Below are 18,034 nucleotides of genomic sequence, written 5' to 3' on the forward strand. Positions count from 1 at the left end.
GTCCGCCTGTATGTAACGACGCCTCAGGACCTTGGCCGCCATTGACCAGTTCGGCAAGGTCCTGACACGGACTGTACCGCCAAACCCGGCATCAAAGCCATCGCAAAGCAGCCCCATCCCAACCCCATCCTTCGTCATGCCATGGCTCGACCATGGCATCCATGCCGTTCCCCATCCCCTCGACAGGCCCAACGATCGGCCCCACGACCGACCTCCCGACGCCCCTCCGTCACCGCTCGCACAGCAGCAGTGTGCCACGTTGCGGTGCGCTCACCTTGAAGTTGGCGCAAAAGGTCAATAGGTGTGTGCAAGCGGGCCGCGCCTCCCTTGCGGCTCCAGCTGACCAGGAGCGTGTCATGAACCAGGGCCCGAACAGGTTTCTCGACGAATTCGCAAAGCTGATGACGGACGCCGCCGGTGTCGCGCAGGGCGCACGCCGCGAGGTGGAAACAGCCTTCCGCGCGCAGGCCGAACGCTTCCTCTCGGACATGGACATCGTCAAGCGCGAGGACTTTGACGTCGCCCGCGACATGGCCGTGCGGGCGCTGGACCGGATCGACGCACTGGAAGCGCGGATCGCCGATCTTGAGGCCAGGCTTGCCGAAGCTCAGGCCAAGAGCGCGCGCAAGACCAAGACCGAAGACTGATCCCGGGAGGGCAGGGCGTGCGGACTTGCTCAAAATGTCCGCTCGTCCACAAGAATTGATCAAGAATGACCGGCGCTTTTGTACTGCAATTGCGAAGGAACCTTATATTCTGATTCTAAACAGGGAATCGTCCACGCGCCGGACAAGGGCCAAAGATGCCGCTCTGGTGCCCTGCTGAACATGGGACTGTCCTGCTGGACCGGTGGCGTCCTGCCCCGGCTTCGGCGGCCCGCAACGGAGAGGATCGACATGAGCCTCATCGAGTTCGAATTCGAGCGTCCCGGCAATCCCGTCGACATGATCGAACAAGTCGCAGCCCTGAATGACTGGGCTTTCGAGCGGTCTGGTGAAGACGAGATTTCTATCTCCATCGGCGGCAGCTGGAGTGATTACCACGTCTCCTTCTCGTGGATGGAAGAGCTGGAATCGCTGCACCTCGCCTGCGCCTTCGACCTCAAGGTGACCGAGCCGCGCAAGACCGAGATTGTCCGGCTGCTGGCTCTCATCAACGAGCAGATGTGGATGGGACACTTCGATTTGTGGAGCCGCGAGAACATGATCATGTTCCGCCAGTCCCTGTTGCTGGCCGGCGGGGCGGAAGCCTCCAGCGCCCAGATTGAAGGCATGCTGGCCAATGCGCTGGAATGCTGCGAGCGCTACTATCAGGCCTTCCAGTTCGTCGTCTGGGCCGGCAAGAGCGCCACTGAAGCTGTCAACACAGCCCTGTTTGAGACCGCAGGAGAAGCATGAGATTTTCAAAAGAGCGCCCGTTCCTGATCGTCGGGGCGGGCAAGATGGGTGGCGCGATGCTCGCGGGCTGGATGGCACGCGGCATCGACGCTGCAAGCCTCCTGGTCATTGACCCGAACCCGTCCGACAGCCTCAAGGCCTTTTTGGGCGAACATGGCATCGCCCATGCTCCGGCCGCGCCTGAGGGCGTTCAGGCGGCCCTGGTCCTCATCGCGGTCAAACCGCAGATCATGGGCTCGGTCCTGCCGTCTCTTCGTCCGGCGGTTGCTCCCGACACCCTCGTCCTCTCGGTTGCGGCCGGAACACCGGTCAGCACCTTTGAGGCAGCCTTCGGACCCGTCCCGGTCGTGCGCGCCATGCCCAACACTCCGGCGATGGTCGGGCGCGGCATCACCGCGCTCTATCCGACACCGTCGGTCACAGCCGCTGATCGCGAGATGGTTGGTTCGCTCCTGTCCGCCGTCGGGACCGTCGAGTGGCTCACCTCGGAAGACCAGATCGATCTCGTCACCGCCGTTTCCGGATCCGGGCCGGCCTATGTCTTCCTGCTGGCCGAGTGCCTTGCCGAGGCTGGCCGCAAGGCCGGGCTGCCGGCGGAGCTTGCCGCCCGGCTCGCCGAGGCGACCGTCACCGGGGCAGGGGAACTGATGTTCCAGTCCGAGGATGCGCCTTCGACGCTGCGGCAGAACGTCACCTCTCCCAATGGCACGACTGCAGCTGCCCTGTCGGTTCTGATGGGGTCGGAGGGGCTGCAGCCGTTGATGGATGCCGCGGTTCAGGCTGCCGCCCGCCGGGCACGCGAGCTTGCTGGCTGAATTCTCCCGTTTTGTCCGGCTTTGACCCGAAATTGTCGCAAAAAGGGCAGCCCGCGCGCTGCCCTTTTTCATGCCCTGCGCCAGAGGGCGCCAGAGGGCGGGAGAGGCGCCGGGCTTTGCCTTTTCACGCCCGGCTCCTACATTACCAAGGCGACCGTTCCTGTTGTGCCCAGCAAGGAGACACGCTGATGTCTGCTGCAAAATCTGCCAAGCCCACCGCCCCGGATCTGCGCGAGCAGGCTGTGGACACGCTGTTCCGGCTGCTGGAATCCCATGATTTCAAGGACATAAGCCTCCCTGACGTTGCGCGGGAAGCTGGCATGCGCCTCAGCGAACTGCGCAGCGCTGTCGGCTCGAAGCTCGAGATCCTGCAGGCCTTTGCCGCCCGCATCGACGGTAAGGTGCTGGATGATCTGGACGAGGACATGAGCGACCAGCCGGCCCGCGATCGCCTGTTCGACGTCCTGATGTCGTGGCTCGACATGCTGTCGCCCTATCGTAAGGCCCTGAAAAATCTCAAGAACTCCATGCGCCGCGATCCTGCGCTGGCCCTCGCCCTGAACCGCATTGCCCTGCGTTCCCACGGTTGGATGCTGAGTGCGGCCGGCATCGAGGTGCCGGGCATCAAGGGGGCTATCCTCTTGCAAGGACTTGCGATTTCCTTTGCGCGCGTGGTCGATGTGTTCCTCGACGAGGAAGACCCCGGTCTGCCCCGCACCATGGCCGCACTCGACCGCGAACTCGACCGGGGTGAGGGCTGGATGCAGCGCCTCGACGGGGTCGAGCGTATGGCGAAACCCTTCGTCGACGGCCTGTGCCGTCTCGCCGAAAAGCGCGCAAGGCGGCGGGCGAAACGTCAGGAGGAGGCCGATGGCGAGCCTGATCCTGACGCGGCGCAGCCGGTGACACCTCTGACCTAAGTACCCGATTTTGCTTGTCTTGGCGGACCAGCGCAGGCAGGCTGAGTGTCCTGCCTGTTCTTGCTGGTTCCTGCCATGTCCGCATCATCCAAAGGGCCGTCGAGCCCGATCACATTCGATGATTTCCTCAAGGTCGACATTCGCGTTGGCCAGATCGTCGAGGCTGAAACCTTCCCCGAAGCCCGCAAACCGGCCTTCAAGCTCCGGATCGATTTCGGGCCGGACATCGGCGTGAAACGGTCCTCGGCCCAGATCACAAAGCACTACACGCCAGAAACACTGATCGGGCGCCGGGTGCTTGCCGTGGTCAATTTCCCGCCGCGCCAGATTGGTCCGGTGATGTCCGAGGTCCTGACACTTGGCGTGCCGGACGAAGCTGGCGAGGTGGTGCTGATCGTCCCTGACAAGGACGTGCCGCTGGGTGGCCGTCTTTATTGAATTGATAATAATTTCAATATTTTGATATGTCAGCCCGGGATCCGGAACCGGGCTCGCAGGCCGCCGAGCGGGCTGTCTTCCAGCTGGATGTCACCGCCATGGCTGCGGGCAATGTCCCGCGCGATGGCGAGCCCCAGACCACTGCCGCCTTCGTCCTGGTTGCGAGCTTCGTCGAGCCGGTAGAAGGGCCGGAACACGTTTTCGCGTTCGTGGACGGGAATGCCCGGCCCGTCGTCGTCGATGGTCACGGTCAACCAGCCATCGGCATGACGCCCGGCGATCGTGACGCTGGTGCTGTGCCTTGCGGCGTTGGTCACGAGATTCATCAGCGAGCGCTTCACCGCATTGCGCCGGAGCAGCACCTCCGGGTCCCCGGTGAAGGTGGAACGCGCTGCTGCCCCGATGATTTCAGCTTCTTCTTCAAGCTCTTCCAGCATCAGGGACATGTCTGTTTGCTCGACGGTCTCGCCGCCGTCGCCCCGGGCAAAGGCGAGGTAGTCCTCCAGCATGTGCTTCATTTCATTGACGTCACGCTTCATTCCCGCCGTCTCCGGCGTATCGCCGAACAGCGCCAGCTGCAGGCGGAAGCGGGTCAGAATGGTGCGCAGGTCATGGCTGACGCCAGCCAGCATGGTGGTGCGCTGCTCCAGCTGACGCTCGATGCGCCGCCGCATCTCGATGAAGGCCTGGGCGGCGCGCCGGACTTCGCGGGCGCCGCTGGGGCGGAAGTCCTCGATTGGCCGACCCTTGCCGAAACTTTCCGCAGCATTGGCGAGGCGCTCGATCGGCCGGATCTGATTGCGCAGGAAAATCATGGCGATAACGATGAGCACGAGCGACGTGCAGATCATCCAGACCAGAAAGATATGCGAGTTCGAGGCATAGGTCTGGCTCCGCCTTGTCACTACGCGCAACACCTTGTCCTTGAGCTGAATGCGCAGTTCGACAAAGCGGGACCGGCCGATTGTGTCGATCCAGAACGGCTTGCCGATCCGCTCCGAGATTTCGCGGCTGAGATTGTGGTCGACAAGGTCGAAATAGGGCTTGGGGCGTGGTGGGGGCAGCGGTTCTGGCGGCAGGACGGTCACCGTCATGTCCAGTGCCCGGCTCCCCATCTCCTCGATCAGCCGAAAGTCCGCATCTTGTGGATAGTTTTCAAGGACATAGACTACCGCAGCGATCTCGCGCACCACCGCTTCAGATAGCCTGTTTGTGACAAGCTGGTAATGGCGCTCCATGAAGACGAAGGCGAGGACTGATTGCAGGACGACCATCGGCACGACGATGATCAGCAGCGCCCGGGTATAAAGCCCTTTCGGCATGTAGCGGTACAGGCCGCCTGCCAGCAGGCGGTAAGGCGCGCCGGCGAGCAGGAGGCTGGACTGGAACAGACCGGTCTTCTTCGCCGTATCAGTTGGTTCGCCGGGGCCGGCTTTGTCGGGGTCAGTCACAGGCAAGGCGGTAACCGATCCCGCGCACGGTTTGCAGATAAACCGGGTTGGCCGGATCATCCTCGATCTTGCGCCGCAGGCGGTTGATCTGCACGTCCACAGTCCGTTCGCCCAGGCCGCTGTCATCGCCGACGATCTTGTGACGGGGGACGGTGGCGCCCGGTTGATCGGCGAATATGTTGAGGATCTGCTTCTCCCGGTCCGTCAGCCGCATCAAATCGTCGCCGCGCCGCAATTCGCCGCGTTCGGTCAAATAGGTAAAGGGCCCGAAGCGGATCTCCGCCGCCCGTTCGCTGCGCCGTGGCCCGCCTCGGCGCAGGATGGCGGCTATGCGCAGCATCAGTTCCCGCGGTTCGAATGGCTTGGGCAGATAATCGTCCGCACCGGCCTCCAGCCCGGCAATCCGGTCTTCCGCCTCTGAGCGGGCTGTCAGCATGATGATCGGAACCGGATTGTCATGTCGCAGGGACGCGGCGAGGTCCAGCCCGCTCTCGCCCGGCATCATGATGTCGAGGATCAGCAGATCGAAATCGAGGCCAGTCATGCAGCGTCGTGCTTCCGCTGCATTGGCAGCCGTCGTGACCCGGTAGCCGTCCTCACGCAGAACCCGGCCCAGCAGCTCGCGGATCCGGCTATCGTCGTCGACGAGCAGGAGATGCGGCGCATTGTCGTCGGGTGCTTTGGGCATGATCTAGGTCTCGCTGCTGTCTTCAACCTGCCTTGCGGCGTCCTGCACCCGGCACAGGGCGGCAGGTCCGAGCATGCGGCCGACTTCCGGTCGCAGGTCCGGATCGATCATCTGGAACAGGAAGCGTCGAACGACCTCAGCGCCCGTGTCAGGCAGGGCTTCAATGGCCGCGTCGATGCGCCGGGCCTGCATTGCGGCAAGCTTTCCGGCAAGTGCCTGTCCCTTTTCAGTGGTGTGCAACAGCCGTTGCCGCCGGTCGAGCGGGCCTGGTCGCTGGTCGATGAACCCCTCATCCACCAGTTGTTTCAGCACACGCCCGAGGCTTTGCTTGGTGATGCGCAGGATCGCAAGCAGGTCGGTGACACGGATGCCCGGATTGCGGTCGACAAAATGCAGCACCCGGTGATGCGCCCGGCCGAAGTCAAAATCGGCAAGGACGGTGTCCGGGTCCGCCGTGAAGTCGCGATAGGCAAAAAACAGCAGCTCGATCAGGTCATACGGGGGAATGCCGTCGGCAGCGTGCTGAACGTCGCGGATGTTTGCGAGCCGTGTTGTCTCGGCCTTGGCCAGCGCGGGGCTGGTGAAACTGGTCAGGGTCATGAAATCCACGTCAGCCATGTCGATTTTGTCTGAACCGAGTATTGCCAGTTTCGACGCCGGACGAAAGGTTCAACTGTCTGCAATGCCAATTGCTTGTGCTGTGCCAGCGGGTTCGACAGGGTTCCTACGAGAAATGCCTGTCGGCGTCTCGTCACATCAGGATACCGATTGTTACGTCAAGGCGCAAAGCCGCGGCTGGTTAGGTCGACTGGCGCCCCGGGGCTGGTCACGTCCCGGGAGATCTGGACTACGGCTGCGAAAAACGCGGGGCGTCAGCTTCCCGGTTTCGGCGCATGCTGGGTCTGGAACAGTTTTCCGCGTTCCGCGATCAGCACGCAGACCAGCCCGAGCACGCCGTAGCCGGCACAGGCGATGGCGATCGGCCACAGCGTGCCGTCGAACTGCTGTCCAACAATGAAGCCAAGGATTGCGCCGCCGAGGGTCGTGGTGAAACCGATGACCGATGAGGCTGTACCGGCAATGTCTCCCAGTGGCTCCATCGACATGGAGTTGAAATTGCCGCCCATGAAGCCGAAGCATGCCATATTGATCGCCATGCAGACGGTGAACAGCGTCAGATCCTGCAAGCCGATGGCCTGCATCAGGCATTGCAGCAGGCCGAAAGCGATAAAGGTGAGGACGGCAGCATGCGACAGTCGCCGCATGCCGATGATCGTCACCAGGCGCGAGTTCATGAAGGAGGCACAGGCCATGGTTATTGCCACGCCGGCAAACACCACCGGGAACCAGACGCCCAGCCCGAAGATGTCGACATAGATCTGCTGCGCCATCGAAATGAAGGAAAACAGCGCGCCGAAGATGGCCGTTGTCGCCAGGGTATAGCCAATGCTGAGACGGTTGCTGACCACCCGGCCGTAGGACCGCAGCACCGGGCGCAGCTTGAGCGGCTGGCGCTGACTGGTCGGGAGTGTCTCCGGCAAACGAAAGGCCGACCAGAGCAGCATCACCACTCCTGCAATCAGGAGCGTGCTGAAGATCCAGTGCCAGTCGGCGACCAGAAGGATCGCCTGGCCAATCGAGGGGGCAACGATGGGAACGGCCATGAAGATCATCATGACCAGCGACATCACCTGGCTCATCCGGCGTCCGGAATAGCAATCGCGGACGACGGAGACGGCCACGACGCGGGTCCCGGCGCACCCGACGCCCTGCAGCAGCCGCGCGACAAGCAGACCATCCAGCGACTGGCTCACGAGGGCAAGAAAGCTGGCGGCGGCATAAAGGCCGAGACTGCCCAGAATGATGCTGCGGCGGCCAAACCGGTCGGTTAGCGGCCCGAACAGCAATTGCGCGCCACCGAAGCCGACAAGATAGGCGATCAGGATCTGCTGCCGGTCATTCTCATGCTCGATGTTCAGAGCATTGCCGATGTCCGGCAGAGCAGGCAGCATGATGTCCATGGCCAGCGCATTCAGCGCCATCAAGGCGGCAATCATGATGACGAATTCAAGGAAGGACAGGCCCGGATGCGGCCGGTCATCCGGGCCTGCGGGCCGGATCGGGTCAGTCATGGGATACCTCGGGGGCCCTTGCGGGCGGGGAAAGGACAGATCGCCGCCAGGCGGCGGCAGATGGACAGAATAGACCAGTCGGTTAGCTTTATGGCATCGACAAGGCTGGGACTGACGAGAGGGGGTTACCAACGCGCCAGTCGCGCCTCGTCGCTGTCGCGTGCGTCAACCCAGTCGCCGCCTACGCCGCTGACCGGGATCTCCTTTTTCCAGAAGGGCGCGCGGGACTTGAGGAAATCCATCAGAAAGTCCGCGGCCTCGAAAGCTGCTTGCCGATGCGAAGAGGCTGCAGCGACGAAAACGATGTTTTCGCCGGGCGCAATCCGGCCATGCCGATGCAGGACAACCAGGCCAGTGAGTGGCCAGCGCACGAGCGCCTCTTCGGCGATCCGCGTCAGCTGTGCTTCGGCCATGCCCGGAAAATGCTCGAGTTCCAGTGCGGCAAGACGGCCGCTCTCATCGCGGCAAAGGCCAGTGAAGGTCACGAGCGCGCCGACATCGGTGCGGCCATCGGTCAACAGGGCCGCTTCCCGGGCCGGGTCAAAATCCTCGGGCTGCACGCGGACGACCAGGCGCGGGCTCACGTCAGCCCCCTGTCATCGGAGGAAAAAAGGCGATCTCGCGGGCGCCGGCAATGGCGGCATCCGTCTCGACATGCACCTGGTCGAGCGCAGCCCGTATGGCGTCGGCATCGGCAAAGGCATGGCCATGCGCATCATCGACGGTCTGCAGCCAGGCGATCACGTCGGCGACTGTTTCAACTGACGGCGGCAGGTCCACCGTCTCCTGATCGAGGCCGACGCGCTCGCGCACCCAGGCAAAATAGCGGATCAGCATGGTTTGGCGTCCTTGTCCGGGTGCCGGTTGGCTACTCGTCAATGAGATGGCCGATGCCGGCGCGGAAATAGTCGTAACCGGTGTAGAGCGTCAGCATGGCCGCAATCCACAGGGCGATCAAGCCGGCGAGCATCGTGCCGGGCAGAATCGTCTCACCCGCGGGACCGGCGACCAGCAGGGCGACTGCCACCAGCTGGAAGGTCGTTTTCCACTTGGCAAGCTTGGTCACCGGAACGCTGACGCGCAGTTCTGCCAGGAACTCCCGGAGGCCGGAGACGAGGATTTCGCGGCACAGGATGATGATGGCAGCAATCAGCGACCAACCGCCGATGTCGCCCTTGTCGACCAGCAGGATTAGGCAGACGGCAACGAGAAGCTTGTCCGCAATCGGATCGAGCATACGGCCAAGGGCCGACTGCTGCTGCCAGGCGCGGGCGAGATAGCCATCGAAGAAGTCGGTCACGGCAGCTGCGATGAAGATGGCAAGGGCGACCCAGCGCGGGGTGTTGCCGTCGAAATAGAAGCAGGCAACCACGGCAGGGATCGCCAGAATCCGCGCGTAGGTCAGGATGTTCGGCAGGCTGAGGACAACGTTTCGGGCCATGAAGGGCTCAGTCACTGTGAGGGCAGGGTGATCCGGGCGACACAAGCATGTGCAGGGCGCGGGTGTCAACGCGCCCAGGTCCGGCATCGACGCGCCTGGTGGAAACTGGTTCCCTGCTTTGAGAGGGCGCGGTTCTTTTGCAGGGCCGGTTCGGGCGCTATGTAACTCAAAGGAAATCACAGGAGTGTGTCATGCCATTGTCCGATCTCGGCCTGCCCATCGGCAATCCCGTTGCCAACTGGGCCGGCGCCCTTGCTCCTGACGGGCGGGTGCTGGAGGGCCGCTTTTGCCGGCTGGAGCGGCTGGATCTGTCCCGGCACGGGGCGGACCTTTTCGAGGCTTATCAGGCGGATGCGGATGGCCGGAACTGGACCTATCTTGCCTATGGTCCCTTTGCCGATCCTGTCGCCTTCGAGGCCTTTTATGGTCCGATGGCGGCGAAGCAGGATCCAATGTTCTATGCAATCCTCGACAGGTCGAGCGGCAAGGCGGTCGGGGTTGCCAGTTTTCTGCGGATCGATCCGGCCAATGGCAGCATCGAAGTCGGCCACATCAGTTACAGCCCGGCGCTGCAGCGCAAGCCGCATGCCAGCGAGGCGATGTATCTGATGATGCGCCATGCCTTCGAGGACCTTGGCAACCGGCGCTATGAATGGAAATGCGACGACCAGAATGCAGCTTCGCGCGGCGCTGCGACACGTCTGGGGTTCACCTATGAGGGCACATTCCGGCAGGCAGTGGTCTACAAGGGGCGGAACCGGGACACGGCCTGGTTCTCGATCCTTGAGACAGAGTGGCTGAAGCTGAAATCGGCATTTGAGGCCTGGCTCGATCCGTCGAACTTTGACGCTGAAGGCCGGCAGGTGCGCAGGCTGGAAGCGTGCCGCGCCGGTTGAGGCCCGGTTCAGCGGAAGATGCCGTCGCCCTGCTGGTCGATCATACTGCGCGCCTTGCGCAGCATGTATTCCGCTGCCTCGTCGCGGGTCGGCAACTGATCGGCGCGGATGAAGACATGTTCGCGCGCCTCGCCGTCCTTTTCCTGCAGGATGCGGCCGGCGATCTGCCACTGGCCGCCGACCTGGCGCGGCTCGGCGAGGATCAGGAAGCCCTTGTAGTCTTCCTGCGCCACCGGGCTTTCCGGAGCCTTGGGCTCGCCCGACTTGAACAGCGATCCGAACAGTTTGCCGAGCATGGTCCCTTAATCCTTGCTGACGGGTCAGGCCGGTTCCCCCGGTCCCTGTCCCAGATCCTTGTCCACCCAGTGGCGGCGGCACAGCGAGACATAGGCATCCTCGCCGCCGATGACCACCTGCTCTCCTTCCTCGACGATCCGGCCCGCGCCGTCAAGCCGGGCGACCATGGTCGCCTTGCGGCCGCACCAGCAGATCGTCTTGATTTCCTTCAGGCTGTCGGCAAGGGCGAGCAGCGCCTTGCTGCCGGGAAACAGCTGCCCCTGGAAATCGGTCCTGAGACCGAAACACATCACCGGCATGCCGAGCCGATCCGAGGCATGGGCGAGTTGCCAGACCTGGGCCTCGCTCAGGAATTGCGCTTCATCGACGAAGACGGCATCGACCGGCCGGGCTTCATGTGCCTTGCGGATATGCTCGTAGAGGTCATCCTCCAGCTGGAAGATATCCGCTTCAGCTGTGAGGCCAATGCGCGATGAAATACGGCCAACGCCAGCACGATCATCGACCGCCGCTGTCATCAGCAGCGTGTTCATGCCGCGTTCGACGTAGTTGTAGGAGGCTTGCAGCAGCACCGTCGACTTGCCGGCGTTCATCGACGAATAGTTGAAATAGAGCTTGGCCATTGGCTTTCCGGCAAAGGTTTTTCCAGAGGCGGCGAAGAATCGCATACCTGTCGGATGTCACTCTTGCCGCTCGGGCCGGTCGGCTCAACGCGTCTTGTGCCCTTGCCTGACTTTGCTGTGGATCGCGAGGCACCTGTTTCAGGGCAGAACAAGATCGGCGATCAGCGGCACGTGATCGGAGCCGACATCAGGGCCGACGGCCACGGCACTGATTTCAATGCTTGGAGAGACTGCAATGTGGTCCACTGCGGCCCCCAGGAACCAGCTCAGGCGGTAGTCGAAGAAGAAGCGGGTGATCACCGGGATGGAGGACGGGAAAAGGGTCTTCAGATCGCCTGCCTGCAGCAACTGGCTGAAATGCGCCGACCAGGGTGACATGTTCCAGTCTCCGGCGAGGATGACCGGGTCAGTGCTTTCGCGGCGGAGCCGTGCCAGTTCCAGCCCAAGTGCCGCGTAATAGACCTGACGTGCCTCGAAGCGGCAGGGGGTGCGCGGGCTTTCAGGGTGCAGAGCGATGAAGGTGACGGGCTTACCGGCGACGTCCAGCCTCATGCGCAGGATCTCGCGCTGGCCCCATTGGCCATCGCCGCAGACGCCGTCGACCCGGATGTTCTCGCTTGAGAGGACTGGATGGTGGGAGAAGACGACCACGCTACCGAGGTCACCGACATGAAAGGTGGCTGGATACGGGCCAGTGCCCGGCAACGGGCCAGTCTCTTTCCTGACCTTCTCCCTGTAACGCAATTGCTGGCGCCAGTTGGTTTCCTGGAACACCAGCACGTCGGCGTTCAGATTCTCCAGGTAATCCATGAAATCTGTGTCGCCGAGGTAGCGCATTTCCAGGTTGATCGAGACGACGCGGAACGGTGTGCCGTGCTCACCGTTTGCAATGGCCGGCCCGCTCCGCCCAAGCGCCAGAACGCTTGCGGTGCGCAGGCTGGTCAGTGCCGTGCCCGCAACCAGACCAAGGACCACGATCAGCGCAAAGGCTGCAAAGACACTTCCCTTCAGCCGGCGGCGCGCAATCAGACGGCAGACAAAAGCACCGCAGATGGCCAGCGTCCCGCCCGTGAGAAGCTGCGGCAGGAAGAAGCTCATATTGTCGGCGAACCAGAAATCAGGTGCGACAAAGGGCAGAACCGAGAGGAATGCCATTGCAAGGGCGAGCAGCAAACCACTCCAGGCCGCTAGCCGGAACATCGCTTTGACGGCGCGGCGCAGGCGGGACGGGCGAACCGGTGCTGTGTTCATGGGTGATCAGTCTCCGGCCTGTTTCATGCTGCGCTGCAGCGCGCTCCCCAGGTCCGTTTAACATGTAAGGTCAGTCGTGGAAATGATCGTAGACGAGACGGGCCACGGTTTCGGAAATGCCCGAGACCGCCATCAGGTCTTCGATGCCTGCCTTTGAGACAGCCTTGGCCGTGCCGAAGTGGCGCAGCAGGGCGCGCTTGCGCGTCGGGCCGATGCCGGCGATGTCGTCCAGCGGGTTTTTCGCGATCTCCTTCGACCGCTTGGCCCGGTGCGTGCCGATGGCGAAGCGGTGCGCCTCGTCCCGCAGACGCTGGACGAAATAGAGCACCGGATCGCGTTCCGGCAGCATGAAGGACGGCCGACCTTCCATGAAGAATTTCTCCCGGCCGGCATCGCGGTCCGGTCCCTTGGCAATGCCGATGAGGGGCACATCCGTGATGCCGAGGCCGGTCAGGATCTCGCGCACCGCATTGAGCTGACCGAGGCCACCGTCGATGAACACCAGATCCGGCCAGGCCGGCATGTCCGCCTGGGGAAGCCCGTCGTTTTCCTCGGTGTCGCCACCGATCGCAGCCTCAAGAACGGCAGGTGGCTCGCCCGCGGTCTGTTCGCTCTCGACCGGCGTTCTGGCGTGATCCTTGAGCAGCCGGCTGAAGCGCCGGGTCAGCATTTCGCGCATCATGCCGAAGTCGTCACCCGGGGTGATGGTCTCGGACTTGATGTTGAACTTGCGATACTGGCCCTTGGCGAAGCCTTCCGGTCCCGCGACGATCATGCAGCCGACCGCATTGGTGCCCATGATGTGCGAGTTGTCATAGACCTCGATGCGGCGCGGCGTGGCGGAGAGGCTGAACACCCCGGCGACGCCTTCCAGCAGGCGGGTCTGGCTCGACGTTTCCGCCAGCCTCCGTCCGAGCGCCTCGCGGGCGTTGGTCATCGCATGGTCGACCAGATCCTTTTTCTCGCCGCGCTTGGGCACGGCGATCTCGACCTTGTGCTCGGCCTTTTCGCTCAGCGCGGCCGCCAGCAGCTCCTGTTCCTCAATCTCGTGCGACAGCAGGATCAGACGGGGCGCCGGCTTGTCGTCGTAGAACTGGGCAAGGAAGCTCTCCAGAACGGCGGCCTCTTCCAGCGACTTGTCAGCCTTGGGGAAGTAAGCCCGGTTGCCCCAGTTCTGGCCAGTGCGGAAGAAGAACACCTGAACGCAGGTCTGGCCGCCCTCCTGATGGATCGCGACCACGTCCGCCTCGTCGACGGTCTGCGGATTGATGCCCTGGTGGGACTGGATATGCGACAGCGCGGCGAGGCGGTCGCGGTAGACGGCCGCGTGCTCAAAATCGAGCTGCTGTGAGGCGGCTTCCATATGGGCCGCCAGTTGCTGCTTCACCAGCTGGCTCTTACCGGACAGGAACGCCTTCGCTTCGCCGACGAGATCGGCATAGCCTTGCGATGAAATCTCGCCGGTGCAGGGACCTGCACAGCGCTTGATTTGATACAGCAGGCAGGGACGGGAACGGTTCTCGTAATAGCTGTCGGTGCAGTTACGGATCAGGAACGCCTTCTGCAGCGCGTTGATCGTCCGGCCAACCGCCGTTGCCGAGGCAAAGGGGCCGAAGTAATCGCCCTTGCGCCGCCGGGCGCCGCGATGCTTGACGATGGCCGGGGAAGCATGATCGCCCGTGATCAGGATGTAGGGGAACGACTTGTCGTCGCGCAACAGCACGTTGAAGCGCGGGCGCAGTCGCTTGATCAGGTTGGCTTCGAGCAGCAGCGCCTCGGTTTCCGTGCGTGTCAGCACGAACTCCATGGCGGCCGTTGCCATGATCATCCGCATGATCCGGTTCGATTGCCCTTGCAGCCGTGTGTAGTTGGTCACGCGTTTCTTCAGGCTGCGCGCCTTGCCGACGTAAAGAACGTCGCCATTCACATCGAGCATGCGATAGACGCCCGGCCCCATCGGCAGACGTTTCACCACATCGGCAATGACCTCGACACCGACGAGGCCGGTCGCGCTCTCCGTGTCCGCCGGCAGGAAGGTGACGGCGGGCTGGACGGCTTCAACGATTTCCTCGGCCTCTTCAGGCGTGTCGGATCGGGAACGGCTGCTGGACATCACTTCAATCGCTTGCGCCGGCCGGCCAGTGGCCGCCGCGAATCTTGAGGGCAGAAGCGCGAGACTATACCGGATCGGGCGAAAGCCGAAGACGCTGGCGGTTCTGGGTCCCGGTCGGCCTATTCGCCCACGCCCACAACGTCGGCTGTTTCCCAGGCGAGGTGCTGCCCGCCATCCAGCGCGAGCATCTGGCCGGTGACGGATCGTGCCGACCAGAAATAGCGCACGGTCGCGCCGAAGTCCTCGGGAGCCGGGCCACGGCGGAGCGGAACGGCGTCCTGCTGCCGCCGGAAATCGTCCTCGCTTTGCCGTTCGTTGCGGAAGCTTGGTCCCGGCCCGATGGCATTGACGCGGATGCGCGGCGCAAGGGCCTGTGCAGCCATCCGGGTCTGTTCCCACAGGGCGCTTTTCGACAGCGCATAGGACATGAACTTTGGTGTCGGCTTCCAGACGCGCTGGTCGATGAGGTTGACGACAAGACCGTCCGCGCCCTCCGGCAACTGCCGGGCGAACGCGTCAGTCAGAAACAGCGGTGCCTTCACATGGATCGCAAAATGCTGGTCAAACAGTATCTCGTCCAGCGCACCGATTTCGTCCGGCTGGAAGATGGAGGCGTTGTTGACGAGGCAGGTCACCGGGCCAAAAGGCAGGCTGGCGACCTCTCGCATCAGACCCTCAGCGCCATTTGACCGGGTCAGGTCGGCGGCAATGGTCGCGCAAGTGCCGCCGCCGGAGCGAATTGCCTGTGCCAGTTCCTCGATCCGGGCAAGACCGGTATGGGCGTGCAGGACAAGAGCCCAGCCGTGGGCGGCAAGATCTTGAGCAATCGCAGTGCCAATGCGGCTCGACGCCCCGGTGATCAGGGCGGTTCCGGCTGATGAGGTCATGAGGCTTCTTTCTCGCAGGTCCAGCGCTTTGGCTTGTATATATATGCCCATACGCTGTGCAGTCGGTTGCCGGATCAGAAGTTGGATCCGGTCTTCAAGGTCACCGGGCCATGTTCCGGTGACCATCGAGACGGCGCCGATCCTCGGGCTCCCGGGCATTAACCATGCCCTAACCATGCTGAAAGTTACCCTGCTTGCGCCACGGTTTCTCCTCAATCCGCTAATTTTTCGGACACAAATCGAGCCCATACCTGAATGCGGGTGAGGTTGGGGATTGCCGCCATACACATGTTTCGGCGCGGTCCCTTCTTCAGGTGACCATTGTTTGTTCGTAACAGTAATGTGTGGAGCATGATCATGAAGCGTCTTGCAGCAGCCGGCGTCTCCCTCGCCGTTCTCGCCGCCGTTTCCGGCCAGGCGTTTGCGGCCGACCTTCCGCAGTCGTCCTATCCGGCAACTGACTACAGTGCGCCGGTCGACAATTCCCGTTTCAACTGGTCCGGGTTCTACTTCGGTGGCAACCTCGGGTGGGGCTGGGCCCAGTTCCGTACCCAGTCGACCCCGACGGGCAAGTTCAATGCCGATACCCATGGCGTGGGACTCGGCATCCATGGTGGCTATAACCATGAGATCTTCCCGAACTTCATCGCCGGTGTCGAAGCTGACCTGCAGTACACAGACTACACCAAGAGCCGCGTATCCAACGGCATCAACGTTCGCGCCAGCTCCAACTGGAACGGCAGCCTGCGCGGCCGTCTTGGCGTGACCTTTGATCGCTTCATGATCTACGGTACCGGTGGTCTCGCCATCGCCGACCTGACCGTCCGTGCTCCGACCGGCAAGCATGACGCCACCCAGCTGGGCTGGACCGTCGGTGCCGGTGTTGAAGGCGCTGTGACCAACAATGTCACCGCTCGCCTCGAGTACATCTACGCCGACTATGGCCGTGACAGCTTCAACCTCGGTCCGGTTCGTTACCGTACCGAGACCCAGACGTCGACCATTCGCGCCGGCGTGAGCTACAAGTTCTAAGACAAGCTGCCCTTTCAGCAGCGCAAGGCCCGGTGCTTGTCACCGGGCCTTTTTGTTTTCGCAATAAGTTGTCCCGGCTCAAAGGCTTTCCGCCCTCGTTTGGGCAATGTTCGCTGTATATGATGTCGACCACGGATCTGAAGGCAGCCATGAGGGAGAGGCGGCATGCGGTTTGTTCTGCGTAGCATCATGGGGCTGTTTCTGTTTGCCGTGATGCTGGGCGCCATCGGCTTTGGCAGCTACCGGTTCTACAGCGCCATGACGACACCGCGCGAGGCACGGTTGCAGCCGCCCTCAGAGCGCAGCTTCATGGCCAACACCGCGACACTCGAGGCCGTCACCGTTGCACCGCAGATCACGGCCTATGGCCAGATCCGCAGCTGGAAGACGCTTCAACTGCGCGCCTCCTCGGATGGCCGTCTGGTCGAGATGTCCGATGCTTTTCGTGACGGCGCGCGGGTGAAGGCCGGGGACATGCTCCTGCGGATCGACCCGGCGGAAGCGACGTCGCGGTTGCTGGATGCCCAGGCCAACCTGGCCGATGCCCAGTCCGACAAGGCAGAAGCTGAAGAAGCGATCGGTGCCGCAGAACGGGAGCTTGAGGCCACCCGGCAGCAGGTCGAATTGCGCAAGCAGGCGCTCGATCGCCAGAAGCAGTTGATGGAAAAAGGGTATTCGACAATGGCACTGGTCGAGCAAGAGCAACTCGCTGTGGCCTCGATCGACCAGTCCCTCAACAATCGCCTGCAGTCGGTCGTTTCGGCCCGCAAGCGGATCGAGCGGACGGATTTTGCCGTCAAGCGCGGCGAGGTCGCGGTTCAGGACGCCGAGCGCGTCCTGTCGGAGACCACGGTGACGGCGCCCTTTGACGGGATTCTCGATACCGTCGGCGTGACCCTTGGCCGGCGCGTGTCGCCGAATGAAGCACTGGCGAACCTGATTGATCCGACTGCGCTCGAAGTGCGGTTCTCTGTATCGACTGAACAGTTCTCGCGCCTGCTGGGGGATGACGGGCGGCTGTTGCCGCAACCCGTTCGCGTGGTTCTCTCACTAGGTGAACGCAAGATCGAAGCCAGCGGCTTGCTGGAACGGGTCGCTGCCGTGGTCGGAGAGGGCGAGGCCGGGCGAACGCTGTTTGCCAGCCTTGATGTCACCGCCGATACGGTGTTTCGGCCGGGCGACTTCGTGACCGTCGAGGTCGAAGAGCCGGCGTTGTCCGGCGTGGCCCTTCTGCCGGTCAGCGCTGCGACGGAGGATGGTCGGATCCTTGTTGTCGGCGAAAATGACCGGCTGGAGGAGCTTCAGGCCCGCATCCTGCGGCGGCGGGGGGATGAACTGATTGTCGCTGACGTTCCGTTCGGTCGCGACTATGTACGCGAGCGGCTGCCGCAGCTTGGCGCCGGGATCCGGATCCAGGAACGTCCGGCCCCCACGACTGGAACTCCACCCGCTATCGTTTCTACTGCCCCGCTAGCGTCGCCGTCCGATGTGGTGACACTCGATCCGGAGCGGCGCGCGGCCCTTCTGGCGCAGCTTGAGGCGAGCCAGATGCCGCAGGACCGCAAGGCACGCCTGATCGAAGCCCTGCAACAGCCGGAAGTCTCGAAGGCGCTGGTCGAGCGCATCGAGGCTCGCGCCGGCCGGAGGGGCTAG

20 protein-coding genes are annotated in these 18,034 nt (G+C 63.0%); 8 read left to right on the forward strand and 12 right to left on the reverse strand.

The window, feature by feature from the left end:
• The first annotated feature begins 356 nt into the window (after positions 1 to 356).
• From C8348_RS18160 to C8348_RS18180, 5 genes are all read left to right on the forward strand, one after another.
• Positions 357 to 647 carry an accessory factor UbiK family protein gene (locus C8348_RS18160; protein WP_106754721.1) on the forward strand — a complete coding sequence of 97 codons (291 nt, stop codon included), beginning with the start codon at positions 357 to 359 and terminating at the stop codon, positions 645 to 647.
• Positions 648 to 896: 249 nt separating this feature from the next.
• Complete coding sequence (locus tag C8348_RS18165) at positions 897 to 1,397, forward strand: type III secretion system chaperone family protein (protein ID WP_106754722.1); 501 nt, start codon at positions 897 to 899, stop codon at positions 1,395 to 1,397.
• Positions 1,394 to 2,212, forward strand: coding sequence for a pyrroline-5-carboxylate reductase (gene proC, locus C8348_RS18170; protein ID WP_106754723.1), 819 nt, complete (start codon positions 1,394 to 1,396; stop codon positions 2,210 to 2,212). Before C8348_RS18165 ends, proC begins: the two co-directional genes overlap by 4 nt.
• 188 nt (positions 2,213 to 2,400) lie before the next feature.
• A complete protein-coding gene (locus tag C8348_RS18175) occupies positions 2,401 to 3,132 on the forward strand; it encodes a TetR family transcriptional regulator (protein WP_106754724.1) in 732 nt (243 codons plus the stop codon).
• 75 nt (positions 3,133 to 3,207) lie between these two features.
• Positions 3,208 to 3,570: a tRNA-binding protein gene (locus C8348_RS18180; protein WP_106754797.1), complete on the forward strand. Its 363-nt coding sequence runs from the start codon at positions 3,208 to 3,210 to the stop codon at positions 3,568 to 3,570.
• A 29-nt stretch (positions 3,571 to 3,599) separates the two neighbouring features.
• On the opposite strand, the gene C8348_RS18185 is transcribed toward C8348_RS18180, so the two are convergent.
• The 7 genes from C8348_RS18185 to pgsA all read right to left on the reverse strand — a co-directional run bounded on the left by C8348_RS18185 (position 3,600) and on the right by pgsA (position 9,282).
• Complete coding sequence (locus tag C8348_RS18185) at positions 3,600 to 4,892, reverse strand: ATP-binding protein (RefSeq protein ID WP_106754798.1); 1,293 nt, start codon at positions 4,890 to 4,892, stop codon at positions 3,600 to 3,602.
• A 121-nt stretch (positions 4,893 to 5,013) separates the two neighbouring features.
• Complete coding sequence (locus C8348_RS18190; protein WP_106754725.1) at positions 5,014 to 5,709, reverse strand: response regulator; 696 nt, start codon at positions 5,707 to 5,709, stop codon at positions 5,014 to 5,016.
• A 3-nt stretch (positions 5,710 to 5,712) separates the two neighbouring features.
• The gene (locus tag C8348_RS18195; RefSeq protein ID WP_208983809.1) at positions 5,713 to 6,327 is read right to left on the reverse strand and encodes a MarR family winged helix-turn-helix transcriptional regulator; all 615 of its coding nucleotides are present in this window, start codon (positions 6,325 to 6,327) and stop codon (positions 5,713 to 5,715) included.
• Between the two features lie 254 nt (positions 6,328 to 6,581).
• On the reverse strand, positions 6,582 to 7,841 hold the full coding sequence (locus C8348_RS18200; RefSeq protein ID WP_106754726.1) for a multidrug effflux MFS transporter: 1,260 nt from the start codon (positions 7,839 to 7,841) through the stop codon (positions 6,582 to 6,584).
• Positions 7,842 to 7,966: 125 nt separating this feature from the next.
• The gene (locus C8348_RS18205) at positions 7,967 to 8,425 is read right to left on the reverse strand and encodes a molybdenum cofactor biosynthesis protein MoaE (RefSeq protein WP_106754727.1); all 459 of its coding nucleotides are present in this window, start codon (positions 8,423 to 8,425) and stop codon (positions 7,967 to 7,969) included.
• Between the two features lies 1 nt (position 8,426).
• Positions 8,427 to 8,678, reverse strand: coding sequence for a molybdopterin converting factor subunit 1 (gene moaD / locus C8348_RS18210; RefSeq protein WP_106754728.1), 252 nt, complete (start codon positions 8,676 to 8,678; stop codon positions 8,427 to 8,429).
• Between the two features lie 31 nt (positions 8,679 to 8,709).
• On the reverse strand, positions 8,710 to 9,282 hold the full coding sequence (gene pgsA, locus C8348_RS18215) for a CDP-diacylglycerol--glycerol-3-phosphate 3-phosphatidyltransferase (RefSeq protein WP_106754729.1): 573 nt from the start codon (positions 9,280 to 9,282) through the stop codon (positions 8,710 to 8,712).
• A 191-nt stretch (positions 9,283 to 9,473) separates the two neighbouring features.
• Here pgsA and C8348_RS18220 point away from each other — a divergent pair, with 191 nt between their 5' ends.
• Positions 9,474 to 10,178 (forward strand): GNAT family N-acetyltransferase, encoded by a 705-nt coding sequence (locus tag C8348_RS18220; protein WP_106754730.1) that lies wholly within the window; start codon positions 9,474 to 9,476, stop codon positions 10,176 to 10,178.
• An 8-nt stretch (positions 10,179 to 10,186) separates the two neighbouring features.
• Here the strand turns inward: C8348_RS18220 and C8348_RS18225 are convergent, their stop codons facing one another.
• From C8348_RS18225 to C8348_RS18245, 5 genes are all read right to left on the reverse strand, one after another.
• Positions 10,187 to 10,474, reverse strand: a complete 288-nt coding sequence (locus tag C8348_RS18225) for an HlyU family transcriptional regulator (RefSeq protein ID WP_106754731.1) — start codon at positions 10,472 to 10,474, stop codon at positions 10,187 to 10,189.
• Between the two features lie 24 nt (positions 10,475 to 10,498).
• Complete coding sequence (locus tag C8348_RS18230; RefSeq protein ID WP_106754732.1) at positions 10,499 to 11,098, reverse strand: thymidine kinase; 600 nt, start codon at positions 11,096 to 11,098, stop codon at positions 10,499 to 10,501.
• Positions 11,099 to 11,236: 138 nt separating this feature from the next.
• Positions 11,237 to 12,349, reverse strand: a complete 1,113-nt coding sequence (locus tag C8348_RS18235) for an endonuclease/exonuclease/phosphatase family protein (protein WP_106754733.1) — start codon at positions 12,347 to 12,349, stop codon at positions 11,237 to 11,239.
• A gap of 70 nt (positions 12,350 to 12,419) precedes the next feature.
• Complete coding sequence (uvrC, locus tag C8348_RS18240; RefSeq protein WP_106754734.1) at positions 12,420 to 14,462, reverse strand: excinuclease ABC subunit UvrC; 2,043 nt, start codon at positions 14,460 to 14,462, stop codon at positions 12,420 to 12,422.
• A 119-nt stretch (positions 14,463 to 14,581) separates the two neighbouring features.
• Complete coding sequence (locus C8348_RS18245) at positions 14,582 to 15,349, reverse strand: SDR family oxidoreductase (protein WP_106754735.1); 768 nt, start codon at positions 15,347 to 15,349, stop codon at positions 14,582 to 14,584.
• Positions 15,350 to 15,706: 357 nt separating this feature from the next.
• Here C8348_RS18245 and C8348_RS18250 point away from each other — a divergent pair, with 357 nt between their 5' ends.
• Together C8348_RS18250 and C8348_RS18255 are read left to right on the forward strand one after the other, a co-directional pair.
• Positions 15,707 to 16,381, forward strand: a complete 675-nt coding sequence (locus C8348_RS18250) for an outer membrane protein (protein ID WP_106754800.1) — start codon at positions 15,707 to 15,709, stop codon at positions 16,379 to 16,381.
• 165 nt (positions 16,382 to 16,546) lie between these two features.
• A complete protein-coding gene (locus tag C8348_RS18255) occupies positions 16,547 to 18,034 on the forward strand; it encodes an efflux RND transporter periplasmic adaptor subunit (RefSeq protein ID WP_106754736.1) in 1,488 nt (495 codons plus the stop codon).

Origin of the sequence: Pannonibacter carbonis, assembly GCF_003012935.1 — a bacterium.
GTDB lineage: Bacteria > Pseudomonadota > Alphaproteobacteria > Rhizobiales > Stappiaceae > Pannonibacter > Pannonibacter carbonis.

Coding starts and splice junctions, on each gene's coding strand:
- pgsA (WP_106754729.1), bottom strand. CDS start 9,282: ATGGCCCGAAACGTTGTCCTCAGCCTGCCGAACATCCTGACCTACGCG.
- C8348_RS18160 (WP_106754721.1), top strand. CDS start 357: ATGAACCAGGGCCCGAACAGGTTTCTCGACGAATTCGCAAAGCTGATG.
- moaD (WP_106754728.1), bottom strand. CDS start 8,678: ATGCTGATCCGCTATTTTGCCTGGGTGCGCGAGCGCGTCGGCCTCGAT.
- C8348_RS18220 (WP_106754730.1), top strand. CDS start 9,474: ATGCCATTGTCCGATCTCGGCCTGCCCATCGGCAATCCCGTTGCCAAC.
- C8348_RS18235 (WP_106754733.1), bottom strand. CDS start 12,349: ATGAACACAGCACCGGTTCGCCCGTCCCGCCTGCGCCGCGCCGTCAAA.
- C8348_RS18165 (WP_106754722.1), top strand. CDS start 897: ATGAGCCTCATCGAGTTCGAATTCGAGCGTCCCGGCAATCCCGTCGAC.
- C8348_RS18180 (WP_106754797.1), top strand. CDS start 3,208: ATGTCCGCATCATCCAAAGGGCCGTCGAGCCCGATCACATTCGATGAT.
- C8348_RS18185 (WP_106754798.1), bottom strand. CDS start 4,892: ATGCCGAAAGGGCTTTATACCCGGGCGCTGCTGATCATCGTCGTGCCG.
- C8348_RS18245 (WP_106754735.1), bottom strand. CDS start 15,349: ATGACCTCATCAGCCGGAACCGCCCTGATCACCGGGGCGTCGAGCCGC.
- C8348_RS18250 (WP_106754800.1), top strand. CDS start 15,707: ATGAAGCGTCTTGCAGCAGCCGGCGTCTCCCTCGCCGTTCTCGCCGCC.
- C8348_RS18230 (WP_106754732.1), bottom strand. CDS start 11,098: ATGGCCAAGCTCTATTTCAACTATTCGTCGATGAACGCCGGCAAGTCG.
- C8348_RS18195 (WP_208983809.1), bottom strand. CDS start 6,327: ATGGCTGACGTGGATTTCATGACCCTGACCAGTTTCACCAGCCCCGCG.
- C8348_RS18200 (WP_106754726.1), bottom strand. CDS start 7,841: ATGACTGACCCGATCCGGCCCGCAGGCCCGGATGACCGGCCGCATCCG.
- uvrC (WP_106754734.1), bottom strand. CDS start 14,462: ATGTCCAGCAGCCGTTCCCGATCCGACACGCCTGAAGAGGCCGAGGAA.
- C8348_RS18255 (WP_106754736.1), top strand. CDS start 16,547: ATGCGGTTTGTTCTGCGTAGCATCATGGGGCTGTTTCTGTTTGCCGTG.
- proC (WP_106754723.1), top strand. CDS start 1,394: ATGAGATTTTCAAAAGAGCGCCCGTTCCTGATCGTCGGGGCGGGCAAG.
- C8348_RS18175 (WP_106754724.1), top strand. CDS start 2,401: ATGTCTGCTGCAAAATCTGCCAAGCCCACCGCCCCGGATCTGCGCGAG.
- C8348_RS18190 (WP_106754725.1), bottom strand. CDS start 5,709: ATGCCCAAAGCACCCGACGACAATGCGCCGCATCTCCTGCTCGTCGAC.
- C8348_RS18225 (WP_106754731.1), bottom strand. CDS start 10,474: ATGCTCGGCAAACTGTTCGGATCGCTGTTCAAGTCGGGCGAGCCCAAG.